Source organism: Lentzea sp. NPDC036949 (assembly GCF_055608075.1).
Window position 1 is genome coordinate 24,260 of record NZ_JBVJRA010000027.1, and the last position, 19,717, is coordinate 43,976.

17 protein-coding genes, 1 tRNA gene and 1 pseudogene are annotated in these 19,717 nt (G+C 68.7%); 14 read left to right on the top strand and 5 right to left on the bottom strand.

The window, feature by feature from the left end; all coding sequences use genetic code 11:
- The first annotated feature begins 24 nt into the window (after window positions 1-24).
- The 10 genes and pseudogenes from ACZ7CD_RS38925 (at window position 25) to ACZ7CD_RS38970 (ending at window position 11,310) form a co-directional block, all read left to right on the top strand.
- Window positions 25-657 carry a response regulator gene (locus ACZ7CD_RS38925; RefSeq protein ID WP_470380925.1) on the top strand — a complete coding sequence of 211 codons (633 nt, stop codon included), beginning with the start codon at window positions 25-27 and terminating at the stop codon, window positions 655-657.
- A complete protein-coding gene (locus tag ACZ7CD_RS38930) occupies window positions 651-1,766 on the top strand; it encodes a sensor histidine kinase (protein WP_470368817.1) in 1,116 nt (371 codons plus the stop codon). The genes ACZ7CD_RS38925 and ACZ7CD_RS38930 overlap by 7 nt, the downstream gene beginning before the upstream one ends.
- Before the next feature lie 189 nt (window positions 1,767-1,955).
- Window positions 1,956-2,029: transfer RNA gene (locus ACZ7CD_RS38935), tRNA-Pro, on the top strand.
- Between the two features lie 503 nt (window positions 2,030-2,532).
- Window positions 2,533-3,708, top strand: a pseudogene (locus tag ACZ7CD_RS38940) (IS3 family transposase).
- A 171-nt stretch (window positions 3,709-3,879) separates the two neighbouring features.
- Window positions 3,880-5,235 carry a transcriptional regulator gene (locus tag ACZ7CD_RS38945; protein ID WP_470368775.1) on the top strand — a complete coding sequence of 452 codons (1,356 nt, stop codon included), beginning with the start codon at window positions 3,880-3,882 and terminating at the stop codon, window positions 5,233-5,235.
- Window positions 5,189-5,782 carry a GAF and ANTAR domain-containing protein gene (locus ACZ7CD_RS38950; protein WP_470376301.1) on the top strand — a complete coding sequence of 198 codons (594 nt, stop codon included), beginning with the start codon at window positions 5,189-5,191 and terminating at the stop codon, window positions 5,780-5,782. The genes ACZ7CD_RS38945 and ACZ7CD_RS38950 overlap by 47 nt, the downstream gene beginning before the upstream one ends.
- A 5-nt stretch (window positions 5,783-5,787) precedes the next feature.
- Complete coding sequence (locus tag ACZ7CD_RS38955) at window positions 5,788-6,525, top strand: GAF and ANTAR domain-containing protein (protein WP_470368774.1); 738 nt, start codon at window positions 5,788-5,790, stop codon at window positions 6,523-6,525.
- A 163-nt stretch (window positions 6,526-6,688) separates the two neighbouring features.
- Window positions 6,689-7,828: an AI-2E family transporter gene (locus ACZ7CD_RS38960; RefSeq protein WP_470380926.1), complete on the top strand. Its 1,140-nt coding sequence runs from the start codon at window positions 6,689-6,691 to the stop codon at window positions 7,826-7,828.
- Window positions 7,825-10,200 carry a phosphoketolase family protein gene (locus ACZ7CD_RS38965; protein WP_470376288.1) on the top strand — a complete coding sequence of 792 codons (2,376 nt, stop codon included), beginning with the start codon at window positions 7,825-7,827 and terminating at the stop codon, window positions 10,198-10,200. Before ACZ7CD_RS38960 ends, ACZ7CD_RS38965 begins: the two co-directional genes overlap by 4 nt.
- Window positions 10,201-10,209: 9 nt before the next feature.
- Entirely contained in the window at window positions 10,210-11,310 is a 1,101-nt protein-coding gene (locus ACZ7CD_RS38970) for an acetate/propionate family kinase (protein ID WP_470368772.1), read from the top strand.
- On the opposite strand, the gene ACZ7CD_RS38975 is transcribed toward ACZ7CD_RS38970, so the two are convergent.
- Window positions 11,288-12,301, bottom strand: a complete 1,014-nt coding sequence (locus ACZ7CD_RS38975; RefSeq protein WP_470380927.1) for a magnesium transporter — start codon at window positions 12,299-12,301, stop codon at window positions 11,288-11,290. The genes ACZ7CD_RS38970 and ACZ7CD_RS38975 overlap by 23 nt on opposite strands.
- Before the next feature lie 407 nt (window positions 12,302-12,708).
- On the opposite strand from ACZ7CD_RS38975, the gene ACZ7CD_RS38980 reads away from it, so the two are divergent.
- From ACZ7CD_RS38980 to ACZ7CD_RS38995, 4 genes are read left to right on the top strand one after another with little or no spacing between them, the layout of a single operon-like run.
- Window positions 12,709-13,581, top strand: coding sequence for a universal stress protein (locus tag ACZ7CD_RS38980; RefSeq protein WP_470380941.1), 873 nt, complete (start codon window positions 12,709-12,711; stop codon window positions 13,579-13,581).
- Window positions 13,578-14,000: a universal stress protein gene (locus ACZ7CD_RS38985; protein ID WP_470380928.1), complete on the top strand. Its 423-nt coding sequence runs from the start codon at window positions 13,578-13,580 to the stop codon at window positions 13,998-14,000. Before ACZ7CD_RS38980 ends, ACZ7CD_RS38985 begins: the two co-directional genes overlap by 4 nt.
- Entirely contained in the window at window positions 13,997-14,371 is a 375-nt protein-coding gene (locus ACZ7CD_RS38990; protein WP_360401513.1) for a universal stress protein, read from the top strand. Before ACZ7CD_RS38985 ends, ACZ7CD_RS38990 begins: the two co-directional genes overlap by 4 nt.
- Window positions 14,352-16,898, top strand: coding sequence for a cation-translocating P-type ATPase (locus ACZ7CD_RS38995; RefSeq protein WP_470380929.1), 2,547 nt, complete (start codon window positions 14,352-14,354; stop codon window positions 16,896-16,898). The genes ACZ7CD_RS38990 and ACZ7CD_RS38995 overlap by 20 nt, the downstream gene beginning before the upstream one ends.
- 199 nt (window positions 16,899-17,097) lie before the next feature.
- Here the strand turns inward: ACZ7CD_RS38995 and cas6e are convergent, their stop codons facing one another.
- From cas6e to ACZ7CD_RS39015, 4 genes are all read right to left on the bottom strand, one after another.
- Window positions 17,098-17,628 (bottom strand): type I-E CRISPR-associated protein Cas6/Cse3/CasE, encoded by a 531-nt coding sequence (gene cas6e / locus ACZ7CD_RS39000; protein WP_470380930.1) that lies wholly within the window; start codon window positions 17,626-17,628, stop codon window positions 17,098-17,100.
- Between the two features lie 415 nt (window positions 17,629-18,043).
- The gene (locus tag ACZ7CD_RS39005; protein WP_470380931.1) at window positions 18,044-18,454 is read right to left on the bottom strand and encodes a GAF domain-containing protein; all 411 of its coding nucleotides are present in this window, start codon (window positions 18,452-18,454) and stop codon (window positions 18,044-18,046) included.
- Between the two features lie 72 nt (window positions 18,455-18,526).
- On the bottom strand, window positions 18,527-19,156 hold the full coding sequence (locus ACZ7CD_RS39010) for a GAF domain-containing protein (protein WP_360401507.1): 630 nt from the start codon (window positions 19,154-19,156) through the stop codon (window positions 18,527-18,529).
- Entirely contained in the window at window positions 19,153-19,551 is a 399-nt protein-coding gene (locus ACZ7CD_RS39015) for an HPF/RaiA family ribosome-associated protein (RefSeq protein WP_360401504.1), read from the bottom strand. The genes ACZ7CD_RS39010 and ACZ7CD_RS39015 overlap by 4 nt, the downstream gene beginning before the upstream one ends.
- Window positions 19,552-19,717: the final 166 nt, after the last annotated feature.

Below are 19,717 nucleotides of genomic sequence, written 5' to 3' on the forward strand. Positions count from 1 at the left end.
CATGGGGTGCGGTTGGTTGGGTTCGTGGCCGTACGAGTGGTGCTTGCCGACGACGAGTCCCTGCTGCGGCGGGGCCTGAAGGTCCTGCTGGAGGCCGACGGCCGGGTGGAGGTGGTCGGCGAGGCCGCCGACGGCGCCGAGCTCGTCGAGGTCACGCTGACCCACCTGCCCGACGTGGTGCTGGTCGACGTGCAGATGCCGGGCGTCGACGGCCTGGAGGCCGTCCGGCGCCTGCGCACGTGGGCCACCCCACCCGCCATCGCCGTGCTGACCACGTTCGACCTGGACGACTACGTCGCCACGGCACTGGACCTGGGCGCCCAGGGCTTCCTGCTCAAGGACGCCGAACCCGACACCCTGGTCCGCGCCGTCGTCGACCTGGCAGCCGGCGGCGCGGTCCTGGACCCCCGCATCACCGCCCGCCTCCTCCCACGCCTGCGCGGCTTCCGCGCCAACCGCCGCCTGGACTTCCTCTCCGCCCGCGAACGCCAGGTCCTGGAGCTCCTCGCCGGCGGCCGCTCCAACCACGCCATCGCCGAGGAGCTCTGCCTCTCCGAGGCCACGGTGAAGAGCTACGTCTCCACCGTCCTGACCAAGCTGGGCGTCGAGAACCGGGTGCAGGCGGCCCTCGTCGCCCACCAGGTCGGTGTGTGGTGAAGCAGCTCCTGCGCGAGCTCCTGACCGTCGGCACCACCACCGGCGTCGTGCTGCTGACCCAGGACCGCCCGTTCCCGTGGTCGCTCTGGACCGCCGTCCTCGCCGCGCTACTGCTCCCGGTGCGCCTGCGCTGGCCGTGGCTCGCTTCCCTGATCTGCGTCCCCGCCGTGGCCGGCGGCCTCGGCTGGGCCCCCGCGCTCGTCGCCCAGTACCGCCTGGGCCGCGAGGAGAAGTCCGTCCCCGTCCAACTCCTGTGGGTCGTCCTCCTGACCGCGGCCTCCGTCCTCCCCGCGGTGCTGACCGAAACCGTCCCCCTGGGCCCCCTGCTCCTGGCGACGGCGTTCTCCTTCGGCCTCTCCGCAGCCCCCACCGCACTCGGCGCCCTGGTCACCACCCGCAAGGACCTGACCCAGTCCCTCTACGAAACCCGCAGGGCCCGAGCAGCAGAACTGGAAGCCCTCGAAACCTCCGCCCGCGCCGCGGAACGCGCCCGCATAGCCCGCGAAATCCACGACGCCGTGGGCCACCACGCCACCCTCATCGCGGTGGAGTCCGCCGCCTTGGCCGCCACCGCCCCCGACGACACCGTCCGCGCCACCGCCCTCCGCCTCCGCGCCCTGGCAAAGGAGTCCCTCTCCGAGATGCGCACGGCCCTGGGCCTCCTGAACTCCGACACCACCTACCCCTCCCTGCAAGAACTGGTCGACCGCGCCCGCGTGGCCGGCGTCTCCGTGACCCTCACCGAAACCGGCGACGGTGTGACGACCCCAGCCGTGTCCAGAGCCCTCTTCCGCGTCGTCCAGGAGTCCCTGACCAACGTGACGAAACACGCCCCAGGCGCCCCCGTGACCGTGACCGTGGACCGCGGCTCCCCACTCCGCGTGACAGTCGTCAACGGCCCCAGCGACCTCCCCACCCAAGCCGACGGCGGCGGTGCCGGCCTTCACGGCCTGTCCGAACGCATCCGCCTGGTGGGCGGCACCCTCACCACCTCCTACCGTGCAGACGGCGGCTTCAGCGTCACCGCCGTCCTGCCACCCGGCGCTCCGAAGGCCGACGACCGGGACTCGACTTTCGGCGGTGGCGCCCGGGACCCGGCCACCGCATAGTTCTCCTCGTCGGTCGAAGATCGGGGGGATCGGTCGGGCCGAGGGACGCGGGGACCCGGCTTCGGGTCCCCGCTGCATCTCCGCATCCCCACATTTTCGCAGGTCGTTGTGGGTACGGGGGCCCGTTTTTGATCTCCGTTGGTGGTGTTGTAGGATTCTTCCTGCACGCCGGGGAACCGGGAGTGTGGCCGGGACGTGGCGCAGTTTGGTAGCGCACTTGACTGGGGGTCAAGGGGTCGCAGGTTCAAATCCTGTCGTCCCGACGGTCTGAATCAGCCCGCTGATTCTGGGTGAAAGCCCAGTTCAGCGGGCTTTTTCGTGCGCATTTTTCGATCTTGAAGTGACTGTCCACAGCGGTCTGTACTGGTCAGTAACCCGGTGTTTGGGAGGATTTTGAGAGAATCGGTTTGCGCGGGGCGAAATGGGGTCGCATTGGCTAAAGCGAATCGTGTCCTCCGTTCGGGTGTTCTTCCTGGTCATGATCGGCGTGTGACGGCGTTGTCCAAGTGCGGCAGAGCCTGGTGATCTCATGGATCGTGGAAGTTGCACCTGCGGCGCTGGGCTGTGGCCAGTGGGGTGACATCGCGGCGTTCCTCGCGCGCGGCGGTCATCTGGGGCGGTGACGGGTTTGTCGGGGCAGGTCGTCTTCGTCGATGGGCGACCGGTGTCAGACCATGCTGGCGGGGCCGGGGCGGCGTCGACGGGTGGACACTGGTGGAGGCAGAGATCGTCAGAGAAGTTGGCGACCACGAGCTGGCCGAGGAGAATGTCGCTGTGCCCAAGCCCTACCCCCCGGGAGTTCCGCGACGATGTTGTGCGGGTCGCCCGTGACCGCGAGCCCGGCGTGACGGTCGAGCAGATCGCGAAGGGCTTCGGGGTTCACCCGATGACGTTGTTCAAGTGGTTGCGCCAGGCCGAGGTCGAGGAAGGCGCCAAGCCCGGTGCGAGCAGGGCCGAGTCGGCTGAGCTGCGTGAGGCGCGTAAGCGGATCAAGCTGCTTGAGCAGGAGAACGAGGTCCTGCGCCGCGCGACGGCGTATCTGTCGCAGGCGAACTTGTCGGGAAAAGGCTCTACCCGCTCGTGACCGAGCTGGCCGCGGACGGGATCCCGGTCGCGGTGACGTGCCGGGTACTCGGGATCGCTCGACAGCCGTACTACCGGTGGCGCGTCCGGCCGGTCACCGGGATCGAGCTCGAGCGGGCTCAGCGGGCGAACGCGTTGTTCGACGCGCACCGCGACGATCCGGAGTTCGGCTACCGGTTCCTGGCCGACGAGGCCCGCGACGCCGGTGTGTCGATGGCGGACCGGACCGCGTGGCGGATCTGCTCGTCCATGGGCTGGTGGAGCGCGTTCGGCAAGAAACGCGGCCGCAACGGCAAGAAAGCCGGTCCGCCGGTGCACGACGACCTGGTGCGCCGTGACTTCACCGCCGCCGCGCCGAACCGGCTGTGGCTGGCCGACATCACCGAACACCGCACCACAGAAGGAAAGCTGTATCTCTGCGCGGTCAAGGACGCCTGCTCCAACCGGATCGTCGGCTACTCCATCGACTCCCGGATGAAGTCCCGCCTCGCCGTCACCGCACTCACCAACGGCCGTCGCGAGATGTGACGAGGTCGCCGGCTGCGTGGTCCACACCGACTGCGGATCGCAATTTCGATCCAGGAAATTCGTCCGCGCGCTCGCTCGTCACGGCCTGTCCGGTTGGATGGGCCGGGTCGGCGCCGCCGGAGACAACGCCGCGATGGAGAGCTTCTTCGCGTTGCTGCAGAACAATGTTCTCGACCGGCGCACCTGGACCACCCACAAGGAACTGCGGATCGCGATCGTGACCTGGATCGAGCGCACCTACCACCGTCGCAGGCGCCAGGCAGCTCTCGGCAGGTTGACCCCGATCGAATACGAAGCAATCATGGCCACGCCAGCCAGCCGGGCTGCGTGACTACCACTGTCACCTACTCGTGCAGCAGACCCCGTTCGCGTGCCGCCCTGTTCGGTGGCAGCATTGGGGGAAAGAGCTCGGCTGTGTTCGGGTAGCAGTCGGCTCACGCCGACGAATGTGCAGTCCCCTCGCCGGTTCGGTGGCCTGTGAGCCGCTGGACATCGAGGGCGTGTGACCGTCCTGGACCCCGGCGGCGACCACTTCTCCAGTTTTACTGTCAGGAGTGCCGCTATGGCCACCGCGGAATCCTTCCCCGGCGCGGAACGTGCGCCCCGCACGATCGGTTTGCCCGACGTCGAACAGCTGAAGGCGGACACGCACGCCCTGCGCCTGGTGCACTACCGCCAAGGCGGCGATGCGTGTCTCGACGCGATCCGCCGCCGGATGGGGGAGGGGCGGTTGATGCTCGACGCGTCAGCCGCCGAGTACGTGCGGCGCCGGTTGCACGTGGCGCTGGGCGATCTCTACAACCTCGCCGGCTGGGTGTGCTTCGACGTCGGCCTGGCCGGCAGTGCCCGTGTCCACTTCGCCCAAGCGTTCGTGCTCGCCGGTCGGGGCCGGCACAACGGCCTGGTGGCCAACATCTGCTACCGGCTCGGCCGCGTGTGCTTGCACCACGGGAGCCTCGCCGAGGCGTTGGACTACTTCGAGCTGGGTCAGCTGGCCGCGGCCGGGCCGGGCGGTGAGATCGCTGCCGGCATCCTGTCGATGAACTCGGCCTGGACCCATGCCAGGAAGGGCGACGGTGGTCAGGCGCTCGCCGAGCTCGATCGCGGCAGGGACCGGTTCGCGGCCGCCGGCCACACCGATGTGCCCAGCTGGGCCGGGTTCTTCACCGAGACGGATCTGTCGGCCATGGTCGGCGCCGTCCACACCGACCTGGCCCGCACCACGAGCCCTCGCCACGCCCGAACCGCGATTCCGCTGCTCACCGGAGCGGTCGACGACTACGGCGACGACATGGCCCGCAGCCGTGTGTTCAGCCTCGTCCTGCTGTCGATCAACCACCTGCTCGACCGGGACCTCGGTCACGGCGTAGCTGTCGGGTTCCGCGCGCTGGCGCCCGCCGAGACCTTCACCTCGGCACGCGTCCGCGATCGCATCCGGCCACTCGGCGAGCAAGCGGCGCGCCACCGCTCCCACACGGTGCGCGGGAGCTCATCGCGCGCATCGCCGAATACGCCGGCCTCCCGCACCGGCAACACTGACTCGTTTCCGTCGGAGCTCCCGCGCTCGGCCCAGCTCCACCTCTGCGCCGGTCCCCGTGGTTCGGCAACCGAGGCGGTGGGCGGTGGCGTGAAGGGCTATGGTTCGTTCTGGATCACAATGGCGAGGAGTGACCGGCATGGGCACGAATCGGCATCTCGACATCCTCGCGGTGGTCAACAAGATCGCCGTGGCCGAGCGGGAGCCCGTCGGCGTCCGCCATGTCTGCCTCGCCTGCCGGACCGGTCTGAACGCGGCCGGTGTCGCGGTCTACCTGGTCGGTACCGCGCAACCGCTCGAAGTCGCCGGAACTGCCGGTGACGAGATCGCCGAGCTCCAGGCAACGGTGGGCGAGGGGCCTGTGTCGGAGGCTCTGCGGCAGAACCAGCCGGTGTTCGCATCCGATCTGGCGGGCGGGTGGAGTGCGCGGCGCTGGCCCGTGTTCGCCCCGGCCGCGGCCGCCGCGGGAGTGGCGGCGATCTTCGTGATCCCCTTGACGCTCGGCGCGATCGCGCTGGGCGCCCTGGAGATCTGTCGGGATGTCGACGGCCCGCTGTCGGCGGAGGAGCTCGCGGACGCGCTGCTGTTCGCGGACACGGCGACGGCGCTGCTGCTCGGCCGGACCGCGGCGCCGGAGGCGCTGGACGGCGGCGACCTGTGGGCCACCGAGCCGGAACGCCGCTGGGGCGTGGTGCACCAGGCCACCGGCATGGTGTCGGTGCAGCTGGACACCGATCTCGGGGAAGCGTTCCTGAGATTGCGGGCGCACGCGTATCTCGCCGGCCTGCGTCTGTCGGAGGTGGCGGCCGACGTGGTCGCGCGCAGACTGAGATTCACCCCGGACACCGATTTCGAGAAACAGAGGTGAGTCACATGTTGGACCGGCGGATCACCCAGACCTTCGTCGAGCTGGCGGACACGCTCGTGCTGCGGTTCGACGCCATCGACTTCCTGCAGACGTTGACAGAACGCTGCGTCGAACTGCTCGAGTTGGACGCGGTCGGGATCCTGCTGGCAGACCAGCGCGGTGCGCTGAACCTGGTGGCCGCGTCCACCGAACAGGCCCGCATGCTGGAACTGTTCCAGCTGCAGGACGAGGAAGGCCCCTGCCTGGACTGCTTCCACACCGGGCAGCCCGTGGAGTGCGCCGACCTGGAGCAGGAACCGCAGCGCTGGCCCCGGTTCACGGCCGCGGCGCGCGACCAGGGATTCGCCGCCGTGCACGCGGTGCCGATGCGGCTGCGCGAGCAGGTCGTCGGCGCGCTGAACCTGTTCCGGACCTCGCCCGGCGCCATCCCGCAGGACGCGGTCGAACTGGCCCAGTCCTTCGCCAACGTCGCGACGATCAGCATCCTCCAGGTCCGGGCGCTGCGGCACAGCGAAATGGTCACCGAACAACTGCAGAACGCGCTCAACAGCCGCATCGTCATCGAGCAGGCGAAGGGCATCCTGGCCGAGCGCCTGCAGATCGATGTCGCGGACGCGTTCTCCCTCATGCGCACCCACGCCCGCAACAGCAACCAGCTCCTGTCAGAGGTTGCGCAGCACGTCGTATCGCGATCACCGGAGATCACCGAGCTGATGAGGGACAGCAGCCCCCGACGCCCGTAAAAAGCGGCGTACAGCCCACCGGCGTAAGTTCGAGGTGCCGAGGGCACTTCGCGCGTCGGAAGCCGGACTGGCGCTGTCCTCGGTGTTCCCCGGAAACGGTCGTCGTACGGCCGGAACGGGAGTGGTGAACACGATGCCGAGCCAGCGCGACCATAAGGTTCCTGTGCGGACCATCCTCGCGACTATCGGGCTGACCCTGGCCACGGTCGTGGCGGTGGTGTTCGTGATGCACGTCCAGCGAGTTCTGGTGTGGATGCTCATCGCGGTCGTCTTCACGGTCGCGCTCTACCCGGCGGTGAACTGGCTGCAAGACCATGTCAGGTGGTGCCGCCGCCCGCTGGCGACCCTGGTCGTGTTCCTCGTCGTCGTGCTGGCGTTCGGCGGCATTCTCACGTTGTTCGCCGTGCCGCTGGCCGAGCAGGGCACACGATTGGCGGCGGCGCTGCCGGACATGATCGCGGACGCACGTGGTGGCAGAGGCCCCGTCGGGATCTTGCTGGAGCGCACGAACGCGCTGGAGCTCGCCCGTGACAACGAAGAACGCATCCGGGAGTTCGCCACCGGCCTCGGCACCCCGGCGCTGAACCTGCTGCGCAGCGCGGTCACCGGCATCGTCGCGACCATCTCCATCTTCGTGATCGCCTACCTCGCGGTGCTGGAGGGCCCGAAGGTCGTCGAGGGAACGCTCGCGCTGTTCTCCTCACAGCGGGCGGAGCACATCCGCAGGGTGGGCGGCGACTGCGCGAAGACCGTCACCGGCTACATCTCGGGCAATCTCCTCATCAGCGCGATCTGCGGTGTGCTGACCTACGTCGTGCTGAAGATCTTCGGTGTGCCGTTCGCCGAGCTGATCGCGATCTTCGTCGCGATCGCAGACCTGATCCCACTGGTGGGCGCCACCCTCGGCGCGGTGGTCGCGGGTGTCGCCGCGCTCATCCACTCGTTGCCCGCGGCCATCACCGTGGTCATCTTCTTCATCGTTTACCAGCAGCTGGAGAACCACCTGCTGCAACCGGTGATCTTCTCCAGGACGGTCAAGCTCAACCCGCTGACCGTGCTCGTCGCCTTGCTCCTGGCGACCGAACTCGCCGGAATACTCGGCGCACTGCTCGCCATCCCGGTCGTCGGCGTCATCCAGGTCGTCCTGCGCGACATCTGGCACCACCGCGGCGGACAACCGGTTGCGGCGCCGACCGCGGTGACGGACACCACGATCCGAGGAGACGCGGCCTGGACGACCGGTTCGTCGAACACCGTCCACAACAGACGATCGCTACAACCTGATGAGGAGTCACGCTCGTGACACGCACCGACCTGGCACCGGCCTTCACCCGGCACGACCTCGAGCTGATCGATGCGTACTGGCGGGCGGCGAACTACCTGTCGGTCGGTCAGATCTACCTGTTGGACAACCCGTTGCTGCGCGATCCGCTGCGGACCGAACACGTCAAGCCGCGCCTGCTCGGGCACTGGGGAACCACTCCCGGGCTGAACCTGTTGTACGCGCACATGAACCGGGTCATCAACGCTCGTGACCTCAACGCGCTGTACGTGACCGGTCCTGGTCATGGTGGTCCAGGACTGGTCGCCAATGCCTACCTGGAAGGCACCTACAGCGAGGTCTACTCCTCGATCGGGCAGGACGAGGACGGGCTGCGGGCGTTGTTCCGGCAGTTCTCCTTCCCCGGCGGCATTCCCAGCCACGTCGCGCCCGAGACACCCGGTTCCGTCCACGAGGGCGGAGAGCTCGGCTACGCGCTGGTGCACGCCTACGGTGCGGCGTTCGACAACCCGGACCTGCTGGTGCTGTGCGTGGTGGGGGACGGGGAAGCGGAAACCGGTCCGCTGGCGGCCAGCTGGCATTCAAACAAGTTCCTCAACCCGGCGACGGACGGCGCGGTGCTGCCGGTGCTGCACCTCAACGGCTACAAGATCGCCAACCCGGCCGTGCTCGCACGGATCCCCGACGACGAGCTCACCGCGTTGATGCGCGGGTACGGCTATGTCCCGCACTTCGTCGTGGGTGACGATCCCATGGACGTGCACGAGCAACTGGCGGCCACGCTCGACCTCGTGCTCGATGACATCGCCGCCATCCAGCACCGGGCCCGCGAAGGATCCGGCACGGGGAAGCGCCCGCTGTGGCCGATGATCGTGCTGCGCACGCCGAAAGGCTGGACGGGGCCCAAGGTGGTCGACGGCCTGCCGGTCGAGGGCACGTTCCGCGCCCACCAGGTACCGGTCGCCGCGACCCGCGCGAACCCCGAGCACCGTGAACTGCTGGAACAGTGGATGCGCGGATACCGCCCGGACGAGCTGTTCGACCGCACCGGGCGACTGATCCCGGAACTGCAGGCACTCGCCCCGCGAGGGGCCCGGCGGATGAGCGCCAACCCGCACGCCAACGGCGGCCTGCTGTTGCGCGACCTCGTCATGCCCGACTTCCGCGACCACGCCGTACCGGTGGAGCGTCCTGCCGCAGAAGCCGCCGAGGCGACCAAGGTGCTGGGCGCGTTCCTGCGCGACATCATCATCCGCAATCCCGACCGGTTCCGCGTCATGGGGCCGGACGAGACGGCGTCCAACCGCCTCTCCGCGGTGTTCGAGGCGACCGACCGCACGTGGAACGCCATCACCGAGCCCGGTGACGATCACCTCGCTCCGGACGGACGGGTGATGGAGGTGCTGTCCGAGCACCTGTGCCAGGGCTGGCTCGAGGGCTACCTGCTCACCGGCCGTCACGGCTTGTTCAACTGCTACGAGGCGTTCATCCACATCATCGACTCGATGTTCAACCAGCACGCGAAGTGGCTCAAGACGACACGCGCGATTCCGTGGCGAGCACCGATCGCGTCACTGAACTACCTGCTGTCGTCGCACGTCTGGCGCCAGGACCACAACGGGTTCTCCCACCAGGACCCCGGGTTCATCGACCACGTGGTCAACAAGAAAGCCGAGATCATCCGGGTGTACCTGCCGCCGGACGCCAACACGCTGCTGTCGGTGACCGACCATTGCCTGCGCAGCAAGCACTACGTGAACGTCATCGTCGCCGGCAAACAGCCCGCGTTGACCTACCTGAGCATCGACGAGGCGGTCGCGCACTGCACGCGCGGTCTCGGGATCTGGCCGTGGGCGAGCAACACCGACGGCGAGCCCGATGTCGTACTCGCCTGCGCGGGAGAGATCCCGACGCTGGAAACCTTGGCCGCCGCGGATTTGCTGCGCGCCCACCTTCCCCAGCTGAGGGTGCGGGTCATCAACGTCGTGGACCTGATGCGGCTGCAGCCCGCCAGCGAACATCCGCACGGGCTGTCCGACGGCGACTTCGACGCGCTGTTCACCACGGACAAACCGGTGATCTTCGCATTCCACGGCTATCCGGCGCTGATCCACCGGCTCACGTACCGGCGCAACAACCACCACAACCTCCATGTGCGCGGCTACAAAGAAGAAGGCACCACGACCACGCCGTTCGACGTCCTGATGCTCAACGACCTCGACCGCTTCCACCTCGTCATGGACGTCATCGACCGCGTCCCGTCGTTGGGCAGCAACGCCGCGACGCTGCGCCAGCGGATGACGGATGCTCGTTTGGCGGCACGCCGGTACACCCGCGAACACGGCGAGGACGACCCGGCGATCTCCGGCTGGACCTGGCCGGAACAGGACTGAGCAGTGCGAGTGCTGGTCGTCAACGCGGGCTCGTCGAGCCTGAAGCTCCGCTTCCTCGACGAGCACGACGCGGTGCGGCACACCGCTGACCTGCCTGCCGGAGCGGACGGGTTCGACACGTCGCGCCTCGCCGGAGTCCTGCGTGACTGGGACGAACCGGATGTGGTCGGGCATCGTGTCGTGCACGGTGGAACCGGCTTCACCGGTCCGGTACGGATCGACGACGTGGTGCGGGAGCGGTTGCACGATCTGACCGGCCTCGCCCCGCTGCACCAACCCAAGTCGCTCGCCGCTCTGGACGCCGTCACCGGACAATTCCCCGGTATCGCCGCGGTGGCGTGCTTCGACACCGCTTTCCACGCCACGATCCCGGAGGCGGCCGCGACCTACGCGGTGCCACGCGAATGGCGGGACCGCTACGCGATCCGGCGCTACGGATTCCACGGCCTCTCGCACGGCTACTGCTCGCGCCGCGCGGCAGAACTGCTCGACCGGCCGCAGGCCGGACTGCGGGTCGTCTCCTGTCACCTGGGCGCGGGAGCGTCGCTCGCGGCAGTGGTGGACGGACGCAGCGTCGACACCACCATGGGCTTCACCCCGTTGGAAGGTCTCGTGATGGCGACCCGGTCCGGTACCGTCGATCCCGGATTGGTGCTCTGGCTGGAAGAGCACGAACACCTGTCACCGCACGAGGTCGCCACGGCGTTGGAACAGCGCTCCGGACTCACCGCGCTCGCCGGCACCGGTGACATGCGCGAAGTAGAAGCCGCGGCGGATCGTGGAGACACGGACGCGGCCCTCGCTCTGGACGTCTACACACATCGACTGGTGGGTGGCATCGGCGCCATGGCGGCGGCAACCGGGGGGATGGACGTTCTCGTGTTCACCGGTGGGGTCGGTGAACACTCGTCCGCGGTGCGACGTCGAGCGGTCGAGCGGCTGCGGTTCCTCGGCGCGGCCATCGATCTCGACCGCAACGACACCGTGCGCGACGATCAGGACATCACCGCCGCCGGTGCGGACGTGAGGACACTGGTGATCACCGCTCGGGAGGACCTCCAGATCGCTCGCGAGGCGCGCGGTATCGTCACAGCAGAGCGGTCGCGATGACGAAGTAGACGTAGACCGAGAGCAGGTCCTGGACGACGGTGGCCAGCGGGCCAGAACCGAACGCGGGATCGCGGCCCAGCCGGTGCAGCAGCCACGGCAGGGCCATGGCGATGGCGGTCGCGATCGACGAAGCCACCAGCAACGCGGCCGACACGGCCAGCGCCACTTGGAAGTCACCCCACACCAGCAGGATCGGCGGGAAGGCGATCGCCGCGAGCAGGGTGCCGAGCAGCACGCCGGTGACGACCTCGCGCAGCGCGACACGTCCGATCCCGATGCCCACGGACAGCCCTCGGATCACGAGGGCCATGGTCTGGGTGCCGACCGCGTCGGCGATGTACACCACTCCCGGCACGAACAGCGCGACGAGGACCTGGCGGGCCAGCAGTTCCTCGAAGGCCCCGACGATTCCCGCCGCCAGCAGTGCTCCCGCCAAGCCGACGAGCAGCCACGGCAGACGGTGCCACAGCCGCCTTGCCACCTGCTCCGTGCTCGCGCTTCGCGCAGATGCAGATGTCGTGAGGAAACCGCCGAGCCTGGCGAGGTCCTCGTCGTGCTCCTCGATGAGGACGCCGAGCAGGCGCTGTGCCGAGATCAACCCGCGGAACCGGCCGTCCGGTGTGATGACGGCGAGCCCGGGTTCCCGGTTCTGCACCGCCTGCCGGGCCGCTTTCTCCTGATCGACGTGGGGGTGCACCACAGGAGGCCGGGCATCCATGATCGCGCTCATCGGCGTGTCAGGCGAGGCCGCGAGCAGCTGCTCGATCGTGACGAGCCCGATCAGGGCGTCGCCACGACACACGGCCAGCACCGCCGCGCTGTCGAACTTCCGCCCCCGCAGACCGGCGTGCACCTCGTCCGCGATGTCGGTCGCCGCCACGACCGGCACGTTCATGGAGGCGTGCGCGGCCGCTGTGCTGAGCAGATCGGCCGGTCCCCGGCCGGTCACCGGCTGGTTCGGATCCGCGGTCCCGGACAGGGACGGGTTCATCGTCTTGCGTGCCGGTGGTCGGTTGACCGGCGCCAGCCGATGAAAATGTTCACGGACGTCTCCTCACGAGACCGTGGCGACCGCGGGGTCGGGCGGGCGTGGAGGAAGGTTGCTCGAGCGTAGAGACCAGCATCCTTCCCGCACAAGGTGCGCTCCTGTCCGAGGCCCTCTACGCTGAGTGGTACATCCGCCCCGGACCTCGGCGGCGCACGCGTGGATCGCTGACGCGCCGAGGAGGTCGTGGGATGTTCCCTCTTAAGTCGCCGAATTGTCGCGCAACGTGATCGCCGTGCACCGAATCGCCGGAACCTCGCTCGCGAGGGTTCCGCGTCTCCGCGCGCCACTTGGGTGTGTCCTGAGTGGATGGTGATGCCCACGTACGACTCTTGGTATGAGGAGAACTCGTGATGAAGGGACCTGCGGCACCCGTCGTGGTCGGTATCGACGGCTCGTCCTCTGCGCTCGCGGCGGTGAGGTGGGCAGCCCACGACTGCGCCCGCCACCACGCACCGTTGCGCCTGGTGCACGGCTACCTCCTGCCGAGCCGCGGCTATCCGGAGGTCATCCTCACGGGCACCGAGGTCCACCAGGCGATCGAAGCACAAGCGCGCACATGGCTGGACGAGGCCGCCCAAGCCGCACTGGCTGGTGCGCCCGACATCGATGTGACGACGCACGTCGTCGCAGGGGGTGCAGCGACATCGCTGATCGAGGAGTCGCGTGAGGCCCGGCTGATGGTGCTCGGATCGCAAGGACTCGGCGGCGTCACCGGGTTGCTCGTCGGCTCGACCGCGCTCGCACTGGCGTCGCACGGCCAATGCCCGCTCGTGGTCGTGCGTGGGACACCGCGTTCTGAGGGGCCGGTGGTCGTCGGCGTCGACGGGTCGCCGACGAGCGAGGCAGCGGTGGCGTTCGCGTTCGAGGCCGCATCGGTGCGTCGCGCGCCGCTCACCGCGGTGATGTCGTGGCACAACCTCATGATCGGCAGCGACTTCGACGACTCGCAGTTCGCGATCAACTGGAACCGTGTCGAGGAGCAGGAACAACGCCTGCTGGCACAACAACTCGCCGGCTGGCAGGAGAAGTACCCAGACGTGCAGGTCGACCGCGTCGTGCTGCACGACCGGCCGGTACGAGCCTTGACGCGGTTCGGCGAGCAGGCCCAGCTGCTGGTGGTGGGCAGTCGAGGGTACGGCGGGTTCGCCGGAATGCTGATCGGCTCGACCAGCCAGGCGCTGGTTTACCACGCGCCCTGCCCGCTCGCGATCGTACGGCCATGAGCGACATCGCGACCGGGACCATCGTGGTTGGCGTGGACGGATCTCCCTCCAGCGAGGCGGCACCGGGCTGGGCTCCGGCGGAGGCGCGGCACCACGGCTACCCGGTCGTCGCGATCTTCGCCTGGCACCGGCACCACGCCCTGATGATCGGTCCGATTCCCGTCGAGTTCGGCATGGAGTGGACGTCCGAACGCGTGCGCGCGGGACACCAGGCCGTACTCGACAAAGCGGTGAGGGCGGGCAACGGCTCCGGGGTGTGCAGGACCCTCGCCGAGGGCGATCCCAAGTCGGTGCTGATCGAGGCCTCGCGCAGCGCCGTGCTGCTCGTGGCAGCGCTTTCCGACACGGGTCAAGGACAGGCAACGCGTGCCGGCGCCCGCCGCCGGTCGAGGCTCGGAGTCGACGAGGTGGAGTCATGAGCACAGCAAACCCGATCGTTGTCGGGGTCGATGGAACGTCGGTGTCAGAGCGAGCGTTGCAGTGGGCGATGGACGAGGCTCTCGTCCGCGACTGCCCGCTGCACGTCGTGCACGCGTGGAACTACGAGCCGCTCGCGGACTGGACGCAAACAGACGCGGCCCGAGGGATGCCGGCGTCCGAAGCACTGGAGCAGCAGTCGGTGGGTGCGGCCATGCTCGTCGTGGCCACTCACAGCGGGCACTGGCTGCGCAAGACCGTTCTCGGATCGACCAGCACGCACTGCGTGCGGCACTCGTCCGCACCCGTCCTCGTGATCCCCGTGCAACGAGAGGCACGCAACGAGCAGAGCCATGCCGCTGACCACAGCTGATCCCAAGGCTCCCACTCCGCACGCGCAGCCGGCCGACGAGGTCGTGCGACAGGCCCGCTCCGATGCGATGACCGGACTGTCCACTTCAGACTGGCAGAGCAGGCTCGCGGAGCTCGGACCGAACGAGTTGCCGCCCAGCCGAGGGTCGAACTGGGTTGTGCGGCTGCTGAAACAGCTGCACAACCCGCTTATCTACGTCCTGCTCGCGGCCGCGGTGCTCACCGCCGCACTCGGCGAGATCGTCGACGCGTCTGTCGTGCTCGCCGTCGTCGTGATCAACGCGATCATCGGGTTTCTGCAGGAGATGCGGGCCGAACGCGCACTGGACGCCCTCGCGGCGATGACACGCACCGAGGCCACGGTGTTGCGCGACGGCGTCACGTCCCGTGTCCCATCCGCCCAACTGGTGACCGGTGACGTCGTTCTCCTGGAAGCGGGCGACCAGGTGGCCGCCGACCTGAGACTCGTCGACACGCAGGAGCTCAGCGTCGACGAGTCCGCACTCACCGGCGAATCCTCGCCGGTGTCGAAAGACCCACTGGCACTGCCACCGGACACCGCGCTCGCCGACCGGGCCAACACGGCCTACTCCAGCACACTGGTCACTGCCGGCAGCGGCCGAGGCGTCGTCACCGCGACGGGCACCGACACCGAGATCGGCCGAGTGCACCGCCTCGTGGGCACGACGGTGACGGTCCGGACGCCGCTGACACGCAAACTCGCACGGTTCAGCCAGGTGCTGACACTGGTGATCCTCGGGCTGGCCGTGGCCAGCGTCGCGGTCGGACTGCTGCGAGGAGAACCGCTGGCGGGCATGGTGACCGCGGCGGTTGCCCTCGCGGTGGGCGCGATTCCGGAAGGCCTGCCCGCGGCGGTGACGGCGACGCTCGCGATCGGCGTCGCGCGGATGGCACGCAGGAACGCGATCGTTCGCCGGCTGCCCGCCGTGGAAACCCTCGGCAGCACCACGGTGATCTGCACCGACAAGACCGGCACCTTGACCGCAAACGCCATGACCGTGCGGACGGTCGTCGTCGGCACCCGGCACCACGAGCTAACCGGTATCGGCTATTCCCCAGAAGGGGACCTCGCGCCACCCGCGGACGCGGCGGTCCGAGAATGCCTGCTCGCCGCGTGGGCGTGCAACGACGCGCGAATCATCGAGGAGAAAAGTGAGTGGCAGCCTGTCGGCGACCCGACCGAGGCCGCACTCGTCGTCGCGGCCCGCAAAGCAGGACTCGGCACCGCCGACGTGCCGGCACGGGTGGACGTGCTGCCGTTCAGCTCGGAACGCCTGTTCATGGCGACCCAGCACACCGGCGGCGCCGTGTACGTCAAGGGCGCGGTGGAACGCGTGCTCGAACTCGCAGGCTTGGAACACGGCGTCGAAGCCGAAGAACTGGCACGCGACGGCCTGCGAGTGCTCGCGATCGGAACCGCCCATGGCGCTGAGCTGACCGAGGAAGCACTGCGCGGCAAGGTGACCTTGCTCGGACTGGTCGCGATGCAGGACCCACCTCGTCCCGAGGCGATCGAGGCCGTGCACGCCTGCCAGGCCGCCGGCATCGAAGTGAAGATGATCACCGGTGACCACCCGGCGACCGCACGGTCGATCGCGGCCCACTTCGACATCGACGACGTCTACGCGAGAGTGTCACCGGAGGAGAAGCTGCGGCTGGTCACGGAATTCCAGGCACGAGGCGAGGTGGTCGCGATGACCGGGGACGGTGTGAACGACGCACCCGCCCTGCGCCGCGCGGACATCGGCGTGGCGATGGGCAAGGGAGGCACCGAGGTCGCCAAGCAGGCGGCCGACATGGTGCTCACCGACGACAACTTCTCCTCGATCCGCGCCGCCGTCGAGGAAGGCCGCGCGGTCTTCGACAACCTGCGCAAGTTCATCATCTGGACCCTGCCCACCAACATGGCAGAAGGCCTGGTGATCCTCACCGCGATCGTGCTGGGCACAGCCCTGCCGATCCTCCCGGTGCAGATCCTGTGGATCAACATGACCACCGCCGTCGCGCTCGGCCTGCCCCTCGCCTTCGAACCCCGCGAGCCAGGCGTCATGCGCCGGCCGCCGTTGCCGCCGACCCTGCCCCTGCTGACCAGATCGCTGGTGGGGCGCGTCGCGTTCGTCTCCGCGGTCCTGCTCGCCTGCTCGTTCGGAGCGTTCCGCTGGCAGCTCTCCTCCGGGGCGTCACTCGAACTCGCCCGCACCGTGGCGGTCAACGTGTTCGTCGGCGCGCAGATCGCCTACCTGATGAACTGCCGATCACTGGAAAACCTGCGGTCGCGCGCCGGGCTGCTGAGCAACCGATGGCTGCTCGGTGGTATCGCGCTGACCATCGGTCTGCAACTGCTGCTGACCTACCTGCCCGCGATGAACACCTTGTTCCACGCCGCGCCAATGCCCTGGCACACCTGGACTTCCGTCCTGGTGCTGAGCGCCCTGACGTACGTGCTGGTGGAACTCGACAAATGGCGCCGCCGTATCGCAGCGGTGAGGCGACGTCCTTCCGGCTAGCGGCACTGGCGTCGCCGCAGCGCTCTTGGTACCTGCGTCAGCTCTTTTCACTTGGTTTGCGCACGGGCGTCCGCGCTCCGCGGCGGTCGGCATGTGCCGGCTGGCCGGGGGAGAACACTGGAAGAAGTCAAGGTGTGGTAACAGGGTCGAGCTGCGCTGAACCAGCTGCGACAGCGGGACCGGCCTCGCGCCGGGGATGTCAGGCACGCTTCACCGGGGCGAGGGTGAGCAGCCCGCAGCCGTAGGCCTTGCCGTGTCCGATGCCGTGGGTGAGGCTGTGCCGCAGCGCGTCGGGGTCGGTGATCTCCAGGCGGCCCTCGAACACGGCGGTGGCCAGGGTGACGGCGCGTCCTTGGCGCTGGAACTTGAGGTGTTCGCGACCGCGGACGGCCACGTCGGGTTCTTTGTGCTCGCCGCGGGGAATGGTGAAGCCGTGGCGTTCGGTCCGGTTGAGCAGCCAGTCGGTCTGCTGGGCCACGGTGACGTGACCGAAACGCTGTGATCGTGCGGCGTCGTCGCTTTTGCGCCGGTTGCTCACCGGGTTGGCCTTGAGCCGGAACGCCCACTCGTCGCCGGCGTTGAGCCGGTCGAGCAGGCGGGTGTAGTCACGGGTGTCCCAACCGTGGGTGGTGGGCCAGCCGACGTCCTCGACCAGATGGGTGAGGTCGGGCTTGTGCGGGCTGACGATGTAGAGCAGGGCTTGATGGTCACGCTGATCAAGCCGCCACAACACCCGCCCGTTCCCGGCCGGTGCCGCGGCCAGGGTGGGGAACCGGCCAGCACGGCGGCGTGGAGTTTCTGCGGTGAGGCGAGCAGATCGCGGGCGGCGCGGCGGGCCGGGTTGATCTCGAACCGGGTCAGGTGCATCAGAAGATCTCCTCGAACACAGTCATCGGGTCGAGGGGATCGCTGGCGACGTCCGCAGGTACCGGCAGGTGGGCCGGGTTGGGGATGGTGACCCGGCCGTGTCGCACGGTGCGCCACCCGTAGCGGCGTTCGCGGGGATCGAAGCTCAGCGGTTCGTCGCGGACGAGTTCGCTGCCGGGCTCGCCCTCGGGGCACTTCGGAGAGCAGCTGGTTGGTGTTGCGGGCGTGGGTGCGCATCAGCGAGAAGGCGTCCTCCACGTCGATCTGCGGGCGCTCCGTCAGCACGCCCTTGGCCTGCTCGATGGTGATGTGGCTCGTGAGTGCGGCTTGCAGCTGTTCCGCGAGCACCCGGTTCCGCCGGATCGCGCGCACCTGGAGAAGGCTGATCGTCGCGACGTTCGCGAACGACTGCGCCAACGTCGTCGCCTCGGGGGGAGTGCATCCGGCGAGGTCCGGAACAGGTTGAGCGTGCCGATGACCTCGCTCCGCAGCCGCATCGGCACCGCGTCGACCGCGACGAACCCGAGGCGCACCGAGGCGGCGTTGAACCGGGGCCACCGCGGTGGCCCCGCGCGCAGGTCGTCACACCGGACGCTCTGACCTGAGCGGAAGCACTCCTCGGAAGGGCCTTCTCCGTCGTGTGCCAGGTGGTGCTCCAGCGGCCGGGTCATCTTGGTCGAGACGGCCATCAGCTTGAGCACCTTGTTCGTCGGCCAGCGCGACGAAGGTCTGGGCCACCCGGTCCGACATTCACGCCACCTCTACTTGTCGATGTTGGTGCACATGAGTCCGCGCTCGGCCCGGTCGTTCGCCACCGAGAAGAGGTGGCGGACCGCAGGGCCGGACGGTCCACGCGTGCGGATGGACGCCTTTCCGCCGTGCTCGTCCTCTGCGCTCCGGCCCGCGGGCCGGTCGAGCAACAGGGCCGTGGCCACGTCGGCCAGGTGCACCGCGTCGGCGATCTCGTCCGGGAGCAGGGCGCCGCAGGCGTCCCGGTGGATCTCCAGAGTGCCGAGCGAGTGCGCGTTGAGCACCAATGGGAACGCGAACATCGCCGCCACCCCGATCGCGATGGCAGCGGGGGCAAAGACGGGCCAGTGCTTCGTGGCGGCGAGGTCCGGCACCAGCACGGGCCAGTTCTGCCGCGTCGCCGTGAAAGCCGGACCCTCCGCGAGCATGGTCTGCAATTCAGCGATTTCCACCCCGCAGAAGCCGGCGGTCTCGAACGGCTGGACGCCATTTCGTGTGGTCCGCAGGTAGATCGCGCTGCCGACCGCGTTCGTCCGCACGCCGCAGGCGATGCAGACGTGGCGAACGGCGACCTGCCGGTGCTCGTCCTCGTTCTCGTAGGTCTCCACGTCGGCCACCTGGCGGTGCTGCTCGGTGCTCATGTCGCTAGCCGATCCCGGGTTCGGGCGCCACCGGCCGCAGCGATCGGTTGTGACGCGGTTCGGTGCGGGTCTGTCTTCGCCTCGTCGACCTGACGGATCAGGTCGTCCCTGGCCTCGCCGAGTGCCGACGACAACAACCGCTGCTTCGACGAGGTCGCGACGAAGTGCACGCGGTGCGCGCTGCTGATCCAGCACTGCGGGACGACCCGCTGCTCGTCGCCGTCGCGGTCCTTCAGGCTGATCTCCAGGTCCACCTGGTCGTCGCGGTACGACCGCAGGCGGGTGCCGAGCGCGGCCAGACACCCCACGACCCAGTCGCGTCCGGTGGCGTGGAAGCCGGCGGAGAGATGCAGGCGCTGGACGATCACTGACGCGTCGGCCGGGACCGCGTTCATGCTTTGCCGCATACGGTGCTCAACTGAAATCTCCTCGTGAGATCAGAGCGACCGCGGGGTCCGGGCGGATCAATATCAGAGTAGCCCCTGCGCGGTCGTTCTCAAACTTCTTCAACTCATTGTGCGAAGGCCGCGCCGGGCGGCCGGTGCTGCGGGACGGGCGTGC